The organism is Curtobacterium sp. Leaf261 (genome assembly GCF_001422205.1).
Classification (GTDB): domain Bacteria; phylum Actinomycetota; class Actinomycetes; order Actinomycetales; family Microbacteriaceae; genus Curtobacterium.
The window spans coordinates 68747-87308 of the sequence record NZ_LMMJ01000012.1; the positions used below are offsets into that span (position 1 = coordinate 68747).

An 18562-nucleotide genomic window follows, 5' to 3' on the forward strand; every position below is an offset into this window, starting at 1 on the left:
GGAACACGAGGTTGGCCGCGTCTCGCAGGGGAATATCCCTGCGAGAAGCGGCCAACTCGGTGTTTCGCGGAAGAACCGCTATCGCTCCAGCTTGAACCAGACGGCCCCGAGCGGTGGCACGACGATGTCGGCCGACGCCGGACGTCCGGCCCAGGGCTTCTCCTCGGCGACGATGCCACCCAGGTTCCCGACGCCAGAGCCGCCGTAGACCTCGGCGTCCGAGTTGAGGATCTCCGTCCAGCGGCCGGCCGAGGGGAGCCCGAACCGACGGGACACCGGCACGCCGGAGAAGTTCGTGAACACCGCGATGCGGTCCTCGCCGGCCTTCCGGATGAACCCGAGCGTGGAGTGCTCTGCGTCACCGCCCTCGAGCCACTCGAAGCCCTCTGCCGTGGTGTCGTGCTGCCACAGCGCCGGGTTCTCCCGGTAGACGGAGTTCAGCTCTGCGACGAGGTCCTGGATGCCACGGTGGCCCGGGTCGTCGAGGAGCCACCAGTCGAGCCCTCGCGCCTCACTCCACTCCGAGGGCTGCGCGAACTCCTGGCCCATGAACAGCAGCTGCTTGCCGGGGTGCGACCACATGAACGACAGGTAGGCCCGGACGTTCGCGAGCTTCTGCCACTCGTCGCCCGGCATCTTGCCGTAGAGGGAGCCCTTGCCGTGCACGACCTCGTCGTGGCTGATCGGCAGCGTGAACTGCTCGGAGAACGCGTACACGAACGAGAACGTGATCTCGTCGTGGTGGTACGAGCGGTACGCGGGGTCGCGCTGCACGTACTCGAGCGTGTCGTGCATCCAGCCCATGTTCCACTTCTGCCCGAACCCGAGGCCGCCGGCGCTCGTCGGCTGGGTGACGCCCGGCCACGAGGTGCTCTCCTCGGCGATCATGACGATGCCCGGGTACCGCTTGTACGCGGTCGCGTTCGTCTCCTGCAGGAACGCCACTGCGTCGAGGTTCTCCCGACCGCCGTACTGGTTGGGGAGCCAGTCGGTCCGGGAGTAGTCGAGGTACAGGATCGATGCGACGGCGTCGACCCGGAGGCCGTCGATGTGGAACTCCTCGAGCCAGTAGAGCGCGTTCGCCACGAGGAAGTTCCGCACCTGTGGCTGCCCGAAGTCGAAGACGTAGGTGCCCCAGTCGAGCTGCTCGCCCCGGCGCGGATCCGGGTGCTCGAACAGCGCGTAGCCGTCGAACTTGCCGAGCGCCCACTCGTCCTTCGGGAAATGTCCGGGGACCCAGTCCATGATGACGCCGATGCCGGCGGCGTGCAGCCGGTCGATGAGGTACCGGAGGTCGTCGGGGGAGCCGTACCGCGAGGTTGGGGCGTAGTACCCGGTGACCTGGTAGCCCCACGAGCCGCCGAACGGGTGCTCGGCGAGGGGCATGAACTCCACGTGCGTGAACCCGAGGTGGGTGACGTGGCCGATGAGGTCGTCGGCGGCCTGGCGGTAGGACAGTCCGGGCCGCCACGAGCCGAGGTGCACCTCGTAGACGCTCATCGGTCGGTCGTGCGTGGTGGCCTCGGCCCGTCTGGTCATCCACTCGTCGTCGCCGGTGGACCACTCGTACGCGGACGTCGTGATGACCGACGCCGTCGCCGGCGGCTCCTCGGCGCGGCGCGCGAACGGGTCCGCACGATCGACCCACCCGCCGTCGGTGAGGATCTTGAACTTGTAGCGCTGGCCGTCGACGGCACCGGGGACGAACAGCTCCCAGACGCCGAGGTCGGTGAGGCGACGCATCGCGGTGGTCCGACCGTCCCAGCCCTCGAAGTCGCCGATCACCCGGACGGCCGTCGCGCGGGGAGCCCAGACCGCGAAGGCGACACCGGGGACCCCGTCCACGGTCTGCACGTGCGCGCCGAGGTGGTGCCAGAGCTGCTCGTCGCGGCCCTCGCCGAACAGGTGCAGGTCGAGCTCTCCGAGCGTCGGCGTGAACCGGTAGGCGTCGTCGGACGTCCAGATCTCCTCGTCGTACTCGGCCTCGACGCGGTAGGCGCCGAGCGGGCCCGGTGTGACCCCGACCCACACACCGTGGCCCTCGTGCGTCAGCGCGAAGTCGTCGCCGTCGCGCGTGACGATCGTCACGGCGTTCGCGAGGTTTCGCACGACGCGGACACTCGTGCCGCCGTCGACGGCGTGCGGGCCGAGGATGCTGTGCGGCTGCGAGGACCGTCCGTCGGCGACCTCGGCGAGCTGCCAGTCCTCGACGGACGGCGGGACCAGCGAGGGCGTGTCGGATGCGGAAGCGGCTGTCGCCGCCGGCATCGGACTGGAGGCACGGCTGGCGTCCGCCCCGCTGGTCGCGCCGGACGTCGGCGGGGTCACCGCGGCACGGTCCGGCAGGGGCGTCGCGCCACCGGCCAGCGTGTCCGACTCGGCGACGTCGCGGTCGGGCGACTGCGCGGGCACGGGTGCGGCGCCGGGCATGTCCTCGCCCGGGGCCGAGACGTTCGGCTCCACGCGGGGCTCCTCGGGCTCGGACGGCTTCGTGACCGCCGCCGGCACGGGCGGCGGCGGCGGTGGTGCGACCGGTGGGCGCCCCGGGACCGCGGGCGGCGGGGCGGACTGCTGCGTGCCTCCCGGCTGCTCGGTCGCCTCCGGCCTGCGGGTCGGGAGCCGGTCGGACGGCTGGTTCGGCTGGTTCGGGTTCGGGACGTTCATCGGTGGGTTCCCTCCACGACGAGCAGGTGCACGGGTTCGGAGAATGCGTCCAGGCGGACGTAGTTGTCGGCGCCCCATGTCCAGCGGGCACCGGTCACGACGTCCCGGACGTCGATCTGCACGTCGGGAGCGACGCCGAGCGCCGCCATGTCGAGGTGCACGGTGGCCTCACGGGCGGAGTGCGGGTCGACGTTCGCGACGACGATGACGGTGTCGGAGTGACCCGAGCGGGTGAAGGCGCCGTCGAGGTGCTTCGAGTACGCCACGACGGCGTCGTTGTCGGTCGGGTGCACGTGCAGGTTCCGCAGCTGACGCAGCGCGGGGTGCGCCGAACGGAGCCGGTTGAGCATCGTGACGTATGGCGCGAGCGACGCGCCGGCCGCCTCGGCACCGTCGAAGTCGCGGGGCTTGTACTCGTACTTCTCGTTGTCGATGTTCTCCTCGCTGCCCGGACGCGCGACGTCCTCGAACAGCTCGTACCCGGAGTACATGCCCCACGTCGGCGCACCGGTCGCGGCGAGTGCGGCTCGGACCTTGTATCCGGCACGGCCACCGAACTGCAGGTACTCGGTGAGGATGTCGGGGGTGTTCACGAAGAGGTTCGGTCGGAGGTACGCCGCGGTCTCGGAGCTCAGCTCGGTGAAGTACGACTCGATCTCCTCCTTCGTGTTCCGCCAGGTGAAGTACGAGTACGACTGCGTGAACCCGGCCTCGGCGAGGGCGCGCATCATCGCCGGGCGCGTGAAGGCCTCGGCGAGGAACACGATCTCGGGGTCGTCGACACGGATCTCCCGGATCACCCGCTCCCAGAACCAGAGCGGCTTGGTGTGCGGGTTGTCGACGCGGAAGATCGAGACGCCGAGACCGATCCAGTGCCGCAGGACACGGAGGACCTCGGTGACGATGCCCTCGGGGTCGTCGTCGAACTGGATCGGGAAGATGTCCTGGTAGCGCTTCGGCGGGTTCTCCGCGGTGGCGATGGACCCGTCGGCCCGGACCGTGAACCACTCCGGGTGCTCGGTCACCCACGGGTGGTCGGGGGAGCACTGCAGCGCGAAGTCGATGGCGACCTCCATGCCGGTGTTCTTCGCGGTCTCGACGAACTCGCGGAAGTCGTCCACCGTGCCGAGGTCCGGGTGGATCGCGTCGTGACCCCCGGCGGCGGACCCGATGGCCCACGGGCTGCCCGGGTCGTTCGGACCCGGCGTCAGGGTGTTGTTCGGACCCTTGCGTGCCGTGGTGCCGATCGGGTGGATCGGTGGCAGGTAGACGACGTCGAAGCCCATGCGCGCGACACCGGGGAGGCGACGGGCTGCTGTGCGGAACGTGCCGCTCCGCCACGAGCCGTCCGGCAGGTGCTTCGCCCCCTCGCTGCGTGGGAAGAACTCGTACCACGCGCCGACGCCGGCGCGGGTGCGCTCGACGTCGAGCTCCTGCGGCTCGGACTCCGTCCGGAGGCTGGTGAGCGGGCTGTCGACGAGGGCGCCGGTGACGCGCGGGTCGTCGACGGCCTGGAGGCGCTGCTCCGGTGTCCGAGACGTGTCGCGGAGACGGGCGGCCGCGTCCGTCGCCGCGGGGGAGTGGGACTCGTCGGCGAGCCGGTCGAGCAGGACGGCGCCGTCGAGCAGCGTCGCCTCGGTGTCGACACCGGCCGCGATCTTCAGCCGCGCGCCGCCGACCCAGCTCGCCCAGTCGTCGGCGTAGGACTCGACGTGCCAGGACCAGAGCCCGACGTGGTCGACCTGCACGGTCGCCTCGTAGCGGTCGGTCCCCGGTGCTCCCGGGGTCATCGGGACGGTCCTCGTGCCGCCGTCCGGACGTTCGAGCACGAGCTCGGCGCCGATGACGCCGTGACCCTCGCGGAACACGGTCGCTGCGAACGGGATCACCTCGCCGTCGAAGGCCTTGCTCGGGAACCCGATCGGCGGTGCGGGTTCGAGGTCGGTGATGGGGATGCGCCCGATGACGGGTCGGTCTGCGATGGCCACGCTCCGACCGTACTCGGCGCGGGGGGAGGTTCGTTCCCGTCGGGGTCGGTTCCCCGGGTGTGTCTCAGGCGATGTGGCACGCCGTCTCAGGCGATGTCGGACGCCGTGTCAGGCGATGTCGGACGCCGTGTCAGGCGATGTCGGACGCCGTGTCAGGCGATCTCGAACACGTGGATCCCGGCCCCGTACGCCGTGAACACCGTGCCGGCGGGGCGCTGTCGGTCGTGGTCGCGGTGTTTCTCGCTCGACCACGCCAGCCGGTAGGAGTCGACGCCGTCGTGGCGGGGGAGCGTGATGTCCCTGGTCCGCCCGCTGCCGTGGACCACCACGAGGACGCGGTCGTAGGGCTCGTGCTCCGGCGTCGACTCGACGTAGTACTGCAGCGCGCGGTGCGTCGGTTCGTCCCACCGCTCCCGGGTCATCGGCTGGCCGTCGGTGGCGTACCAGGTCATCCGGGAGGCGGACGGGGTGACGGCGCCCTCGACGCCGAAGCGGGACGGGCGGAGTGCCGGGTGCGCCGTGCGGAGGCGGATGAGCGCGGCGGTCTGGTCGATCATCGACTCGACGTCCGGGTGCGTGGTCCAGTCGACCCACACCGAGTCGTCGGTGATCGCGTAGGCGTTGTTGTTGCCGCCCTGCGTGCGGAGCCGTTCGTCACCGGCCGTGATCATCGGGATGCCCGCCGAGAGCAGCAGCGTCCCCATCAGGTTCCGGATCGTCCGCTGCCGGTGTGCCCGGACACCGCGGTCCTCGGTCGGGCCCTCGACGCCGTGGTTGAAGGACCGGTTGTCGTTCGTGCCGTCCCGGTTGTCCTCGCCGTTCGCCTCGTTGTGCTTGGCGTCGTAGGACACCAGGTCGCGCATGGTGAAGCCGTCGTGCGCCGTCACGAAGTTCACGCTGGCGAGCGGACCGCGCGACGGGCCGAACAGGTGCCTCGACCCGGTGAGCGCCCCCGCGAGGGCTCCGATCCCCGCGCCGGGGCTGCCGTCGCGCCGCTCCCTGGCGAGGTCGGTCAGCCAGAACTCCCGCACCGTGTCGCGGAATCCGTCGTCCCACTCGGCGATGTCCGTGCCGCCGGACCCGGACCCGAACGCGCCGGTCTTCCACCCGTCCGGACCGACGTCCCACGGCTCGGCGATGAGCAGCACGTCCCGCAGGTCCGGGTCGTTCCGCATCCGGTCGAGGATCGGGTGCCCCGGGTCGAACGCATGGTCGGCGTTCCGTGCGAGCGCCGCCATCAGGTCGAAGCGGAAGCCGTCGACCTGGACCTCGCGGGCCCAGTACCGGAGGCTGTCGAGCACGAGGTCCGCGACGGGTCCGTGCGCCGTGTTCAGGGAGTTGCCGCAGCCGGTGACGTCGAAGTAGTGCTCGACCGGTTCGCCGCCCTCGACGTCCGGTCGGGGCTCCGGGTCCCAGCGGTACGCGTTCGCGCCGTCGATCCCGCGGAGGCTCGTCGTCGGACCGCCACGCCCCTCTTCCGCGGTGTGGTTGTAGACCACGTCGAGGATCACCTGGATGCCGGCCTCGTGGAGGATCCGGACCATGCCCTTGAACTCGCGGAGCACGGCGTCGGCTCCCGCCCGACGTGCGGGCTCGGACGCGTACGCCGCGTGCGGGGCGAAGAACCCGAGGGTGTTGTAGCCCCAGGCGTTCTCTCGCCCCTGTCGGCCGAGCCAGTCCTCGGACGCGAACGCGTGCACCGGGAGGAGCTCGACCGCGGTCACGCCGAGACGGACCAGGTGCCGGATGGTGCTCTCGTGCGCGAGTCCCGCGTAGGTGCCGCGCAGGTGCTCCGGCACGTCGGGGTTCCCCGCGGTCAGCGTCCTGACGTTCGCCTCGTAGACCACGGCGCGGTCGAGCGGCGTGGTCGGCTTCGGGACGCCGCCCCAGTCGAAGTCGTCCGACACCGCGATCGAGGTCCATCGCCCCGGCGTTTCGTCGGAGCGCTCGATGCCGCGGGCGTACGGGTCGAGCAGCGGGCGCGCCGGGTCGAAGTCGTGTCGAGGACCCGACGGGCCGTCGACGAGCAGGTGGTACGCGTCGCCGGGCCGGATGCCCTCGACGCGGCCGGACCACACCGCGGGATCGTCGTCACCCCGGACGAGCGGCACCGTGGTCTCCGGGCGGTGGTCCGTGGCGGGGACGACGAGCGTCACCGAGCTCGCGGACGCCGAGTGCATCGCGAACGACGCCCCCGCACCGTCGAGACGGAGGCCGAGGCGGCTGGTGGTGTCGACGATCTGCACAGGCCCCAGGGTAATGAGGCGGCGCGCGTATCCTGAAAACGTCATGCCCGTCTACCTCGACCACGCCGCGACGACACCCATCCTCCCGGAGGCGCTCGCCGCATACGTGCACGCCCTGACGACCGTCGGGAACCCCTCCTCGATCCACAGCGCGGGGCAGGCCACGAAGATGGTGCTCGAGACCGGTCGGGAGCAGGTCGCCGCCTCGGTCGGAGCCGACAGCGTCGAGATCGTGTTCACCTCCGGCGGTACCGAGAGCGTCAACCTCGGCGTCAAGGGCCTGTACTGGGCGCGCCAGCGGGACCGGGCACGACCCCGCATCGTCGTGCCGGCGGGGGAGCACCACGCCAGCGTCGACACCGTCACGTGGCTCGAACAGCACGACGGCGCCGTGATCCACGAGATCCCCCTCGATGCGCTCGGACGCCTCGACCTCACGGCGCTCGCCGCGGCCCTCGCCGACCCGTCCGACGTCGCGCTCGTCACCTTCCTCTGGGCGAACAACGAGGTCGGGACGATCCAGCCCGTCGCCGACGTCGTGCGCATCGCCCATGCCGCCGGTGTCCCGGTGCACTGCGACGCGGTGTCGGCGTACGGGCAGGTGCCGATCGACGTCCACCACGCCGGCGGGGGCTCCGAGCCCCTCGACGCGACGAGCATCTCCGCGCACAAGATCGGCGGCCCGGTCGGCATCGGGGCCCTGGTGCTCGCGCGGAGCGCCGTCGTCGAGCCGCTCATCCACGGCGGCGGGCAGCAGCGCCAGGTCCGCTCGGGAACGCAGGACGCGCCCGCCGCGGCGGCGTTCGGGGTCGCGGCGTCCGCGCTCCACGACTCCGCACGTGCCACGGTGCTCCGGGACGCCGTCATCGCCGGGGTCGCGTCCAGGGTCCCGTCGGCGGTGCTGCGCGGTGACCCGGTCGACCGGCTGCCGGGCAACGCGCACTTCACGTTCCCCGGGTGCGAGGGCGACTCGCTCCTGTTCCTCCTCGACGCGGCCGGCATCAGCGTGTCGACCGGCTCGGCGTGCCAGGCGGGTATCCCGGAGCCGTCGCACGTGCTTATGGCGATGGGCGTGTCCGAGACCGACGCGCGTGGGGCGCTCCGCATCACGGTCGGGCACACGACGACGCCGGAGGACGTCACCGCGCTCCTCGACGCCCTGCCGGACGCGGTGGCCCGTGCGTCGGTCGCCGGCATGGCCGGCCACGCGCCCGCGCTCGGCGCACGCTGAGCGTATCACCCGAACCGGTCTGGAGGCACGCCCCGCGTCCGCCGGTCCGCCCCAGGGTGGCCTGCCGGTAGGCTTGGGCATCATGGTCGAACTGGACATCAGCGAGCAGATCGCAGCCCTCCGCGAGACGTTCGGGAACATCCGCTCGGTGATCGACGTTGATCGCCTCGAGCGGGAGATCGTCGAGCTGGGTGAGCAGGCGGGCGCACCCGACCTCTGGGACGACACGACGCACGCCCAGCAGGTGACGAGTGCGCTGTCCCACAAGCAGTCCGAGCTCAAGAAGGTCACCGACACGCAGGCGCGCCTCGACGACCTCGAGGTGCTCGTCGAGATGGCGAACGAGGGCGACGACCAGGACTCGGCGGACGAGGCGAGCGCCGAGCTCAAGGCCATCACGAAGGTCATGGGCGAACTCGAGGTCCAGACGCTCCTCGACGGCGAGTACGACGACCGCCCCGCCGTCATCACGATCCGCGCCGGTGCCGGTGGTGTCGACGCCGCGGACTTCGCCGAGATGCTGCTCCGCATGTACCTCCGGTACGCCGAGCAGCACGGCTTCGGGACGACCGTGATGGAGACCTCCTACGCGGAGGAGGCCGGCATCAAGTCCGCCACGTTCGAGGTCGACGCGCCGCACGCGTTCGGCACCCTGTCCATCGAGGCGGGCACGCACCGGCTCGTCCGGATGTCGCCGTTCGGTGCCGCGGGCAAGCGCCAGACGTCCTTCGCCGCGGTCGAGGTCATCCCGCTCATGCCGGAGACCGCCGTCATCGACATCCCGGAGAACGACATCCGCGTCGACGTCTTCCGGTCGTCCGGCCCCGGCGGGCAGTCCGTCAACACGACCGACTCCGCCGTCCGCCTGACGCACATCCCGACCGGGACCGTCGTGTCCATGCAGAACGAGAAGTCGCAGATCCAGAACCGTGCGGCCGCCATGCGCGTGCTGCAGTCGCGTCTCCTGCTCCTCAAGAAAGAGGAGGAGAACGCCAAGAAGAAGGAGCTCGCCGGCAACATCACGGCGAGCTGGGGCGACCAGATCCGCTCCTACGTCCTCGCGCCGTACCAGATGGTCAAGGACCTTCGGAGCGAGTACGAGGTCGGCAACCCGTCCCACGTGTTCGACGGCGACCTCGACGGGTTCATCAACGCCGGCATCCGGTGGCGCAAGCAGGCCAACGACTGACGCAGCGCCCCTCGGGGTCCGGGTGTTCTGAACACGTTCGTCCGAGCTGAACACGCCGATCCGGGTGTTCTGCGTGGACGAGCGTGTGCGAGACGCCTGCCTGGCCCGGGATCGCCGGGCGCGCGCCGATCCGGCGGACGTCAGCCGCGCCTCCCGGCCGACGCTCGCCGAGGTCTCACGAACGCGAGCCGCGCGCCTGACCGTCGTTCTCGGGAACCCGACCTACCCTGATCCGGTCATGATCAAATTCGACCAGGTCACCAAGGTGTATTCGGGCAACCCGAATCCGGCGCTCAACGACCTCACCCTCGAGGTCCTCAAGGGCGAGTTCGTCTTCCTCGTCGGCGCGTCCGGCTCCGGCAAGTCCAGCTTCCTGCGGCTCGTCCTCAAGGAGGAACGGCCGACACGCGGGCAGATCCACGTGCTCGGGCAGCGGCTCGGCTCGCTGTCCTCGCGGAAGGTGCCGTACTTCCGGCGGAACCTCGGCGTCGTGTTCCAGGACTTCCGACTGCTGCCGAACAAGAACGTGTTCGACAACGTGGCGTTCACCCTCCAGGTGATCGGCAAGAGCAAGGGGTTCATCGGCGAGGCGGTGCCGGACGTCCTCAAGATGGTCGGGCTCTCCGGCAAGGCGAACCGCATGCCCCACGAGCTCTCCGGCGGTGAGCAGCAGCGTGTGGCGATCGCCCGCGCCGTCGTGAACAAGCCCGCGATCCTGCTGGCCGACGAGCCGACCGGGAACCTCGACCCGACCACCTCGGCGGGGATCATGGCGCTCCTCGAACGCATCAACCAGGGCGGGACGACTGTGCTCATGGCAACCCACGACGCCGGCATCGTCAACCAGATGCAGCGTCGGGTCATCGAACTCTCCGACGGTGTCGTCCAGCGTGACGAGCAGGCCGGCGGCTACGAGACCCAGGCGGTCCCGATCATCCGGAACCCGGTGTCGAACACCACCGGTATCCAGACGCTCCCGGGGATCGTCCGATGAGGCTCGGTCTGGTGTTCTCCGAGGTCGGTTCCGGCCTCCGTCGGAACGCCTCGATGGTCGTGTCCGTCGTCCTCGTGACGTTCATCTCGCTGACCTTCGTCGGGACGGCGATCCTGCTCCAGATGCAGATCAACCAGATGAAGGGGTACTGGTACGACCGGGCGCAGGTCGCGGTCTACCTGTGCACCGACACCGACACCACGGGGAACTGCACGGGCGCGAAGGCGACCGCCGACCAGCGTGCGCAGGTGAAGGACCAGCTCGACTCGTCGACGCTGAAGCCGTTCATCCAGAAGACCTACTTCGAGACGCAGGACCAGGCGTACACGCGGTTCAAGTCGCAGTTCAAGGACTCGCCCGCCACGGAGTTCGTGAAGCCCGAGTACCTCAACGAGACCTACTGGGTGAACCTCAAGAACCCGTCGCAGTCGGACGTCCTCATCGAGTCCATGTCCAAACTCGCGGGTGTGCAGAGCGTGGTCGATCAACGCGGATACCTGCAACCGATCTTCTCCGTGCTGAACGCGTCGTCGTACACGGCGGTCGGGATCGCGGCGCTGATGCTCGTCGCGGCGGTGCTGCTGATCGCCACGACCATCCGGCTGTCGGCGTTCTCCCGTCGACGAGAACTCGGGATCATGCGACTCGTGGGGGCGTCGAACCGGTTCATCCAGACGCCGTTCATCCTCGAGGGGGTGATCGCCTCGCTCATCGGAGCGCTCATGGCGGGAGGCGCGATCGTGGCGGTGGTGTGGTTCTTCGTCCGCGGGTACCTGTCGTCGCGGTTCACCGGGACGCCCTTCATCGGCATGGGGGAGACCGCTGTCGTGGTGCCCATCGTGGTGGTGGTCGGGGCGATCCTCGCGGCGCTGTCGGCGAGCGTGGCGATCCGGCGGTACCTCAAGGTCTAGGAACATCGCGTTCGGGCTCGACGTTCGATAGACTGGTCGGCCGTCCACTTCCGGTCGGGGCTCCCCGGTCCGGGTGGGCAGAGGCAACGAGCGTCGAGGAGGCGTCATGGTCAAGGAACGCGGTGAGAAGGTCGTCGCCACGAACCGCCGTGCGCGCCACGACTACACGATCGAGAACACGTACGAGGCCGGGATCGTCCTCTCCGGCACCGAGGTCAAGTCCCTCCGCCAGGGTCGTGCGTCGCTCATCGACGGCTACGCCTTCATCGACGGCGGCGAGGCCTGGCTCGACGCCGTGCACATCCCCGAGTACACCGAGGGCACGTGGAACAACCACGCCCCGCGGCGCAAGCGCAAGCTGCTTCTCCACAAGCAGGAGATCGTCAAGATCTCGCACAAGACGAAGGAGGGCGGGTACACGCTCGTCCCCCTGCAGATCTACTTCTCCGACGGACGGGCCAAGGTCGAGATCGCGGTCGCCAAGGGCAAGCGCGAGTACGACAAGCGCCAGACCCTGCGCGAGCGCACCGACCGGCGCGAGGCCGAGCGGGCGATGTCGTTCCGCGAGTCGCGGTAGCGATCGGCCCGACAGCGGCGGCGGTGGCGGTCGGCCCGCCAGCGGCGGTGGCGGTCGTTCCGCCAGCAGCGGACGCATCGACGGTCTGGAGGAGCGGCTGGGCCTGGCGACGCAGACCTCGCTCATGTAGACTCACGAGCTGCCCAGGCAATCGGGCAGCGTCACAACTCCACAGTGGGACAGCGGCCGTTCGGCGGCGGACTCATGGGGATGATCGGTTTCGACATCGCCTGTTTGCCGACGAGAAGCGGGCCGAGGATCCACGGTTATCTCGTTAACGATCCGTGGAAAACAACAAGTGCCAATAACAAGCGCACTGACTTCGCTCTCGCTGCGTAAGCAGTAGAGCCACATGAAGTCCGTCAGACCGGTGACCGCCTTCTAACCGGACCCTGACGTCATCCAGAGGGCTTGCTGCACGGTTGTGTCTGAGGGCCGTGCGGGACTTGCACTCGGGCTGGGCCTGTCGACCAAGAAGCCAGTAGCAATGGTCGGGGCCGAGCAGAACGAACTATCTGGCTACGCCCGTAGAAGACGTCGAATCTCAGCGTTGGACGGGGGTTCAATTCCCCCCATCTCCACCACTTCGTTCCGACGCCGACGGAACCGCTGTCCCACGTGTGGCCCGAACGGCCGCATCGAGTCCTCCCGCGTGGAGTCCCCGATGCGGCCGTTCGTGCGTCACGGCAGTGCAAGCGTCACGGCAGTGCAAGCGTGACGTCAGTGCAAGCGTGACGTCAGTGCAAGCGTGACGGCAGTGCAAGCGTTGCGGTAGTGCGGACGTTGCGGCAGTGGGTGCGTTCCTGCATCGAGGACCGGGTTCTCGGGGCCTCACCGGTGGGCTGTTCACCTGCGAGGAATACGGTGTCCGGACGGCGAGTCCCCGTCTCGCCGGACGACCGAGAGGAAAGCCCGTGCAGGAGATCGCGATCCGTGTCCGCATCCGAGAGCAGGAGGAGCTGACCCTCGCCGAGTACGAGCGGATCGTGAGTTCCGTCGCGACCGTCGCCGCGCTCATCGCGTGGCTGCCGTCGCCCGACGAGCGCCTGGTCCTCCGGGGCCGCGGTTCCGAGCCCGCGCGCGTGGAGACCGTCACCCACGGTGCCGACTTCGAGATGCTCGTCGTCCTCGACCAGCGTGCCCTCGCGACCGCACGTGCCGCCGGCGTCGTGGCCGCGCTCGTGGATGCCGCCCGCGCAGAGCCCGGCGCCGAGGCGGTCGGCTCCGAGACCGGTGTCGCCGGTGAGATCGACCGCCTGGACCGGCTCGCGCCCCGGGGGCGGACCGTTGCCGAGCGGGGTCTCCGGACCTTCCTCGAGACCGCGCGGGCCGATGTCGTCGCTCGTCGTGCGACCACGAGGGTCCGGGCAGCCTCCGCGCTCGTGCGTCTGGCGGAGGACGGCGCCGAGCTCACCGTCGAGCGGATCGACGATGCGCAGGCAGAGGTCGTCACCGCGACCGTCGTGGCGGATGCGGTCCCGGAGCCCGGGGATGCCGTCGTGGTCGCGGAGACCGCCGACGAGGCATCGATCATGGCCGATGCTCCCGTCGTGACCTCGATCGCGCCGTCGTTGTCGACGCCGCCGAAGCTCCCACTCCCGTCTGCGCCGTCGGTGAGCTCACCCGACGACGGCACGGGCAGCAAGAAGAGCAAGGACGAGAAGTCCGAGAAGAAGGACAAGAAGTCCGACAGGGAGGACAAGAAGTCCGACAAGAAGGACAAGAAGGACAAGAAGGACAAGAAGGACAAGAAGTCGAAGGACAAGAAGTCCGACAAGAAGAATGGGAAGGGCAAGTCCAAGAAGGACTAGTCGCGACCACGACGACGGACGGGACGTGTCGCAGATCCAGCTACCCGCTACGGATTGAATCGCTCTTCAACACGCCGTGTGCGCACGGCGCGAAGGAAGCGGGCGCGAGGGGTATCGCTGCGCGCGAGCACACAAGAGCAGGGGGAGCAATGGCGATCGATGGATGGCGGATAGACATCGCAGCTGCTCGGCAGGTTTTGGCCGCCGCGGAGAGCGATCTCAATGGGCTCGACGACATGGACGTCGTTATCAGCACTGCGATCTCCGACGCGTTGCACTCAACGGCGAGCAAGGCGATGGCGACGGCGAGCGCGCTGTCGATGTTGGGGACCGACCCGTTCGAGATCGACCTCGCGAGCACGAACGCGCACATCACGACAGCAATCGAATCGACGCGGAGCGCGATCACCGCGTACGAGCACGGCGACTCGGAGATGGCTCGACACTACGACGGCCTGGTGGACCCGAAGTGACGTTCGATGCGCTGAGAGCGCTGCCGGACGCGGGCACGATCGACGCCGCGGCGAGTGCGATCGGAGCCGCGGGCAAGAAGGTCGTCGCGACGGTCGACACGATCTCGCCCGTGGGATCGTCCGTCGGCGCCAAGGGGGGCGGCATCGGCGCAGCAGGACCTCGCTGCCCGGGTCGGACACTTCAACTCGGACGCCGATCAGGCCGATGCGGAATGCGCATCCGCATCGTCCAGGCTCTCGAAGTACGAGCCCGGTGACGTCTCGAAGTTCCTGGACGCAGTGGCGGGTGACAACGCGAGCGGTGCCGCGACTGGAGGCGGCATGTCCGTGGCCACGGATGTGCTCGCGCGGTGGCGGCGCATCGTCATCGTCGGCGAGGACGTCATTCCCGAGGCCGCGATCACCATTCCGAGGCCAGATGGGTTCCACGACGGCAAGCCGTTCTGGAAAAGCTCCGGTGGCCTCGATCTGCTGTCGCCGCCGCGTCCCGAACTCGACATCCCGAAACGACTTCCGGGACACAGTTCGTTCGTCGGAGATCCGAAGATCTCGCCGGGCGCTATCCCAGAGATCGCGAAGACCGGCGGCAAAGTCCTCGGCGCCGCGGGTGTCGTGCTCACCCTCGGCGGCACCTGGGCTGGGCAGTGGAGCAAGGACGAGCAAGCGCATCCCGAATGGTCGGAGGACCGCAGGGTCGAGAGCGCCGTGACGAGTACGGTAATCGTCGGCGGTACTTCCGTCGCTGGTGGTGCTGTCGGTGCCGCCATCGGTGGCGCCATCGGAACGGCACTCTTCCCAGGTGTCGGCTCGGTCGTCGGAGCCTTCGTCGGCGGGGCGATCGGCGGCTGGGTCGGTGGCAAAGGCGGTGAGATGGCCGGGCATTGGCTGCTCGACAAGTACAACGACAGCGGTGCTGCCGACACGGTGCACAGCGCCGTGCAGGGTGGCGAGCACCTCGTCGATCAGGCGAAGGACGGGGTCGAGCACGTGTGGAAGGGCCTGTTCGGATGACGTGGTTGTTCATGGCGATCGGTGTGGCGCTCGTCGTCGGTGCCGCGCTCGCCTACGCCGGGCTCTGGCGGTCGTGGTCGACCCATGTGCACCCGACCCTCGTGTTCGCATGGCTGTTCGGCGGATTCGCGATCTTCGGGTTCGCGTTCTTCGGGGCGGTGGTGGACACGTCCGCTGGGCTCGTCGGTGTCGTGGTCGCGCTGCTGGCGTTCGTCGCCACCCTGGTCTTCGTCGCCCTGTTCCTGTTCGGCACACCTCGCTGGTTCATTCCACGCTGGTACCGGAGTGAGGGAGGCCGATGACCGACCGGACACGCCTCACGGCAACGGACCTCGCACTGACGCTGCCCGACGGTTGGGAGCAAGTGGCCGTCGGCGGCGCAGATCTCGTGATCGCTTTCCCAGAACGCCCGGACGGGTCTTTCCGGCCGAATCTGGTCGTGATGCGCGAGCCGTCGACCGAGCCTGTGACGGCCGCCTCGTCAGCGGCCATCGCAGCGTCGCTCGTGATCCATCCGGGCGCGCACGTGCTGGATGTTGCGCTCGCGCATGCGGTAGGGGCGGGTGGCGTCCTGGAGGGGCGGCGCATCGTCTACGGCTACGAGACGAAGGCGACGTGGGTCGTGGTGCACCAGTGGGTGTTCGCCACAGGCTCGGTACACGTGAACCTGACTGCGAGCTGCGCGGTCGAGGACACGCCGTTCGTGGCACCGCACTCCGACGGAGTCGTCGCGGGAGTCGTCTTCGGTGATGGCGAGACCGCCGGCGAGACCGGAGGCGCGGTCACCGACCACGGGGACGGGACACGATGATCCCCGCACTGGATCCCGTCGCCTCGCATGCAGCGGGCGCGGACCTCGAGACGTTGGCTCAGATACCGGGAGCTCAGGCCCCACGCGAGGCCCGGTGGACTCTTCCAACCGCGGCGCTCGATCACCTGTGGTCCGTGCGGAAGCGGGGGATGCTCGGCGGAGCGGCTCGTGGGTCGGCGGCGAGCAAGAGTCTGCGTTCGGCCGGGCTCGTCAACGCATTCGGTGCCCCGACTGACGACGGATCGACGATCACGTCGCTCCCTGAGACCCCGAGTGCAGTCGTCCGCGTCGAGGCACGACACCGAGGTGGGGTCTCGATGTGGGGCACGTGGAGTCGGGACGGCGTGTCGCTGGTGCGCGGCGGGGTCGCACTCCCGGCACTCCTGTCGAACGGCGTCGACGACCTCGTTCGACTCGATGTCCTGCCCACCGGACTCGCCATCGGTCGCCTCGTCGGTTGGCTCGGACTTCCACCGACCTGGCGGTTCGGCACTCGGACGGTGACGCTGGCCTCTGCGGTGCTCGATGGGCGCATCGACGACCCGGACTCCGTTCGGCAGACGTCCCCGATCACGGACGACGAGTTCGCCCGGTCGTGGTCGAGTGGTCACTGGGCCGAGGTCTGGGGCTACGGCGAGGCGAGCGAGCGGGGTTTCCGGATCGTGACGAGTCCCGGCGGAGCCTTCGAACGGACCCTCGACACCGCGAACGGCATGTCCGAACTCCGACCGGTGTCGAACGAGCGGGTGATGCACCTGCTGGTCGGTATGTACGTCGGCTCCTGAATCGATCCCTTGCCGGAGATGCTCCCGTTGTCCCGAACGACGCATTGCGCCGAGGAACCCTGAATGCTTATACAGGGCCCATGTTTCGACCATGTAAAACCCACGTTGCATGCTCGTTGCACGGGGTGACGCCTCTCCGTTGCGGTGCCAGAGTCGGTTCGTCCTGATCTCGACGAACTGGAGCGCAGATGGCCACCACGACCGCACCCCCGGCACCGGCCGGCCGCCCCGGCCTGAAGCGTCAGATCGGGTTCATCGGGCTCATCTGGGCATCGACGGGCTCGATCATCGGGTCGGGCTGGTTGTTCGGCTCGCAGCACGCGCTCGAGGCGGCCGGCCCGTCGGCGATCATCTCGTGGGCGATCGGTGGGGTGGCGATCCTCGTGCTCGCTCTCGTCCACGCCGAACTGGGCGGCATGTTCCCGATCGCGGGTGGCACCGCACGGTTCCCGCACATCGCGTTCGGCGGTGTCGCCGGGGCCTCGTTCGGGTGGTTCTCCTGGCTCCAGGCCGCGACGGTCGCCCCGATCGAGGTCGAGGCGATGATCACCTACGCGCAGCACTGGACGTTCGCGCACGCGTGGCTGCACCAGGTGAACCACCAGGCGGTGCTCACCGGGAGCGGCATCGCAGTGGCGATCGTGCTCATGGCGATCCTGACGCTCGTCAACCTGTTCAGCGTGAAGATCCTCGCGAACACGAACTCCGCTGCCACCTGGTGGAAGGTCGGCATCCCGGTGCTGACGATCATCGTGCTGGCCTTCTCCGGGTTCCACGGGAGCAACTTCGCCGCTGCCAACGGCTTCGCTCCGGAGGGCGCCAAGGGGATCCTCGCGGCGGTGTCGACGTCGGGCATCATCTTCTCGCTCCTCGGGTTCGAGCAGGCCGACCAGCTGGCAGGGGAGTCGACGAACCCGAAGCGCGACATCCCGCGTGCCGTGATCGGGTCGGTCGTCATCGGGCTCGTGATCTACCTGCTGCTGCAGATCTTCTTCCTCGGTGCACTCCGCCCCGAGGACATCCGGGGCACCTGGGCGGGCGCGGCGTACACGACGTTCACCGGGCCGTTCGCCGACATCGCGATGGGTGCCGGGATCGTCTGGCTCGCCGTGGTGATCTACATCGACGCGATCGTCTCGCCGGCCGGCACCGGGCTCATCTACGTGACCGCGTCGTCGCGGGTGTCGTACGGACTCAGCAAGAACGGATACTTCCCGAAGGCGTTCGAGTGGGTGACGCGTGCCGGCGTGCCGTGGGTCGGTCTCGTCGCCGCGTTCGTGATCGGCATCGTCTGCTTCCTGCCGTTCCCGAGCTGGCAGTCGCTCGTCGGGCTCATCACGAGTGCGTCGGTGCTCATGTACGCGGGGGCTCCGCTCGCCGTCGGTGCGTTCCGGAAGCGGATCCCCGAGGTCGAGCGGCCCTACCGGCTCCCCGCCGCGCACATCCTGTCACCGGTCGCGTTCATCATCAGCAACCTGATCATCCTGTGGTCCGGGTGGGAGACCGACTGGAAGCTCGGCATCGCCGTCGCGATCGGGTTCGTCCTCATCGTGCTGAACCGCGTCCTCGGCGGCAGCAAGGAGGTGCAGCCGCGGTGGGACTGGAAGGCGGCGCAGTGGTTGTTCCCGTACCTGATCGGCATCGGGCTGATCGTGTACTTCTCGGACTTCAACACCACGAGTCCGTCGATCACGCTGTTCCCGCTGTGGTGGGACATCGTCGCGGTCGCGGTGTTCTCGCTGATCATCTACTACTGGGCGGTCAACGTGGCCTCGAGCCGCGAGGAGATCCTCCGCACGGCGAACGAGGTCGTCGAGACCGAGGAGGCGGGCATCGTGGAGCCGGTCGCGCACTGACCCGGGCCGCCGGAC

At 69.1% G+C, this 18562-nt stretch carries 15 protein-coding genes and 1 other RNA gene; 13 read left to right on the plus strand and 3 right to left on the minus strand.

Features of this window, described 5'->3' with window-relative positions:
* Positions 1–78: 78 nt before the first annotated feature.
* The 3 genes from glgB to ASF23_RS16285 form a co-directional block, all read right to left on the minus strand.
* Complete coding sequence (gene glgB, locus ASF23_RS16275; RefSeq protein ID WP_235510926.1) at positions 79–2664, minus strand: 1,4-alpha-glucan branching protein GlgB; 2586 nt, start codon at positions 2662–2664, stop codon at positions 79–81.
* Positions 2661–4652, minus strand: a complete 1992-nt coding sequence (locus ASF23_RS16280; protein ID WP_082474262.1) for an alpha-1,4-glucan--maltose-1-phosphate maltosyltransferase — start codon at positions 4650–4652, stop codon at positions 2661–2663. Before ASF23_RS16280 ends, glgB begins: the two co-directional genes overlap by 4 nt.
* A gap of 152 nt (positions 4653–4804) precedes the next feature.
* The gene (locus tag ASF23_RS16285) at positions 4805–6898 is read right to left on the minus strand and encodes a glycogen debranching protein (protein WP_235510927.1); all 2094 of its coding nucleotides are present in this window, start codon (positions 6896–6898) and stop codon (positions 4805–4807) included.
* A gap of 43 nt (positions 6899–6941) precedes the next feature.
* Here ASF23_RS16285 and ASF23_RS16290 point away from each other — a divergent pair, with 43 nt between their 5' ends.
* The 13 genes from ASF23_RS16290 to ASF23_RS16350 all read left to right on the plus strand — a co-directional run bounded on the left by ASF23_RS16290 (position 6942) and on the right by ASF23_RS16350 (position 18547).
* A complete protein-coding gene (locus tag ASF23_RS16290) occupies positions 6942–8129 on the plus strand; it encodes a cysteine desulfurase family protein (protein WP_055956112.1) in 1188 nt (395 codons plus the stop codon).
* A gap of 82 nt (positions 8130–8211) precedes the next feature.
* Positions 8212–9318, plus strand: a complete 1107-nt coding sequence (gene prfB, locus ASF23_RS16295) for a peptide chain release factor 2 (RefSeq protein ID WP_055956116.1) — start codon at positions 8212–8214, stop codon at positions 9316–9318.
* Between the two features lie 238 nt (positions 9319–9556).
* A complete protein-coding gene (gene ftsE / locus ASF23_RS16300) occupies positions 9557–10312 on the plus strand; it encodes a cell division ATP-binding protein FtsE (RefSeq protein WP_055956252.1) in 756 nt (251 codons plus the stop codon).
* On the plus strand, positions 10309–11223 hold the full coding sequence (gene ftsX / locus ASF23_RS16305; protein ID WP_055956119.1) for a permease-like cell division protein FtsX: 915 nt from the start codon (positions 10309–10311) through the stop codon (positions 11221–11223). The genes ftsE and ftsX overlap by 4 nt, the downstream gene beginning before the upstream one ends.
* A gap of 106 nt (positions 11224–11329) precedes the next feature.
* Complete coding sequence (gene smpB / locus ASF23_RS16310) at positions 11330–11800, plus strand: SsrA-binding protein SmpB (RefSeq protein ID WP_055956122.1); 471 nt, start codon at positions 11330–11332, stop codon at positions 11798–11800.
* A 206-nt stretch (positions 11801–12006) separates the two neighbouring features.
* Positions 12007–12384: a transfer-messenger RNA gene (ssrA, locus tag ASF23_RS18000) on the plus strand.
* Between the two features lie 330 nt (positions 12385–12714).
* Positions 12715–13611 (plus strand): hypothetical protein, encoded by an 897-nt coding sequence (locus ASF23_RS16315; protein ID WP_055956126.1) that lies wholly within the window; start codon positions 12715–12717, stop codon positions 13609–13611.
* A 149-nt stretch (positions 13612–13760) separates the two neighbouring features.
* The gene (locus tag ASF23_RS16320; RefSeq protein WP_156364576.1) at positions 13761–14084 is read left to right on the plus strand and encodes a DUF6507 family protein; all 324 of its coding nucleotides are present in this window, start codon (positions 13761–13763) and stop codon (positions 14082–14084) included.
* A gap of 321 nt (positions 14085–14405) precedes the next feature.
* Positions 14406–15095: a hypothetical protein gene (locus tag ASF23_RS16330; protein WP_156364577.1), complete on the plus strand. Its 690-nt coding sequence runs from the start codon at positions 14406–14408 to the stop codon at positions 15093–15095.
* Positions 15092–15397 carry a hypothetical protein gene (locus tag ASF23_RS16335; protein ID WP_055956136.1) on the plus strand — a complete coding sequence of 102 codons (306 nt, stop codon included), beginning with the start codon at positions 15092–15094 and terminating at the stop codon, positions 15395–15397. Before ASF23_RS16330 ends, ASF23_RS16335 begins: the two co-directional genes overlap by 4 nt.
* Positions 15394–15906 carry a hypothetical protein gene (locus ASF23_RS16340; protein WP_156364578.1) on the plus strand — a complete coding sequence of 171 codons (513 nt, stop codon included), beginning with the start codon at positions 15394–15396 and terminating at the stop codon, positions 15904–15906. The genes ASF23_RS16335 and ASF23_RS16340 overlap by 4 nt, the downstream gene beginning before the upstream one ends.
* A gap of 344 nt (positions 15907–16250) precedes the next feature.
* A complete protein-coding gene (locus ASF23_RS16345) occupies positions 16251–16691 on the plus strand; it encodes a hypothetical protein (RefSeq protein WP_162236784.1) in 441 nt (146 codons plus the stop codon).
* A 188-nt stretch (positions 16692–16879) separates the two neighbouring features.
* Complete coding sequence (locus ASF23_RS16350; RefSeq protein ID WP_055956145.1) at positions 16880–18547, plus strand: APC family permease; 1668 nt, start codon at positions 16880–16882, stop codon at positions 18545–18547.
* The last annotated feature ends 15 nt before the right edge of the window (positions 18548–18562 follow it).

Bases quoted from the DNA above. Each gene is read 5' to 3' on its own strand.
- glgB (WP_235510926.1), bottom strand. From the start codon at position 2,664: ATGAACGTCCCGAACCCGAACCAGCCGAACCAGCCGTCCGACCGGCTC.
- ASF23_RS16290 (WP_055956112.1), top strand. From the start codon at position 6,942: ATGCCCGTCTACCTCGACCACGCCGCGACGACACCCATCCTCCCGGAG.
- prfB (WP_055956116.1), top strand. From the start codon at position 8,212: ATGGTCGAACTGGACATCAGCGAGCAGATCGCAGCCCTCCGCGAGACG.
- ftsE (WP_055956252.1), top strand. From the start codon at position 9,557: ATGATCAAATTCGACCAGGTCACCAAGGTGTATTCGGGCAACCCGAAT.
- ftsX (WP_055956119.1), top strand. From the start codon at position 10,309: ATGAGGCTCGGTCTGGTGTTCTCCGAGGTCGGTTCCGGCCTCCGTCGG.
- smpB (WP_055956122.1), top strand. From the start codon at position 11,330: ATGGTCAAGGAACGCGGTGAGAAGGTCGTCGCCACGAACCGCCGTGCG.
- ASF23_RS16320 (WP_156364576.1), top strand. From the start codon at position 13,761: ATGGCGATCGATGGATGGCGGATAGACATCGCAGCTGCTCGGCAGGTT.
- ASF23_RS16330 (WP_156364577.1), top strand. From the start codon at position 14,406: ATGTCCGTGGCCACGGATGTGCTCGCGCGGTGGCGGCGCATCGTCATC.
- ASF23_RS16335 (WP_055956136.1), top strand. From the start codon at position 15,092: ATGACGTGGTTGTTCATGGCGATCGGTGTGGCGCTCGTCGTCGGTGCC.
- ASF23_RS16340 (WP_156364578.1), top strand. From the start codon at position 15,394: ATGACCGACCGGACACGCCTCACGGCAACGGACCTCGCACTGACGCTG.
- ASF23_RS16350 (WP_055956145.1), top strand. From the start codon at position 16,880: ATGGCCACCACGACCGCACCCCCGGCACCGGCCGGCCGCCCCGGCCTG.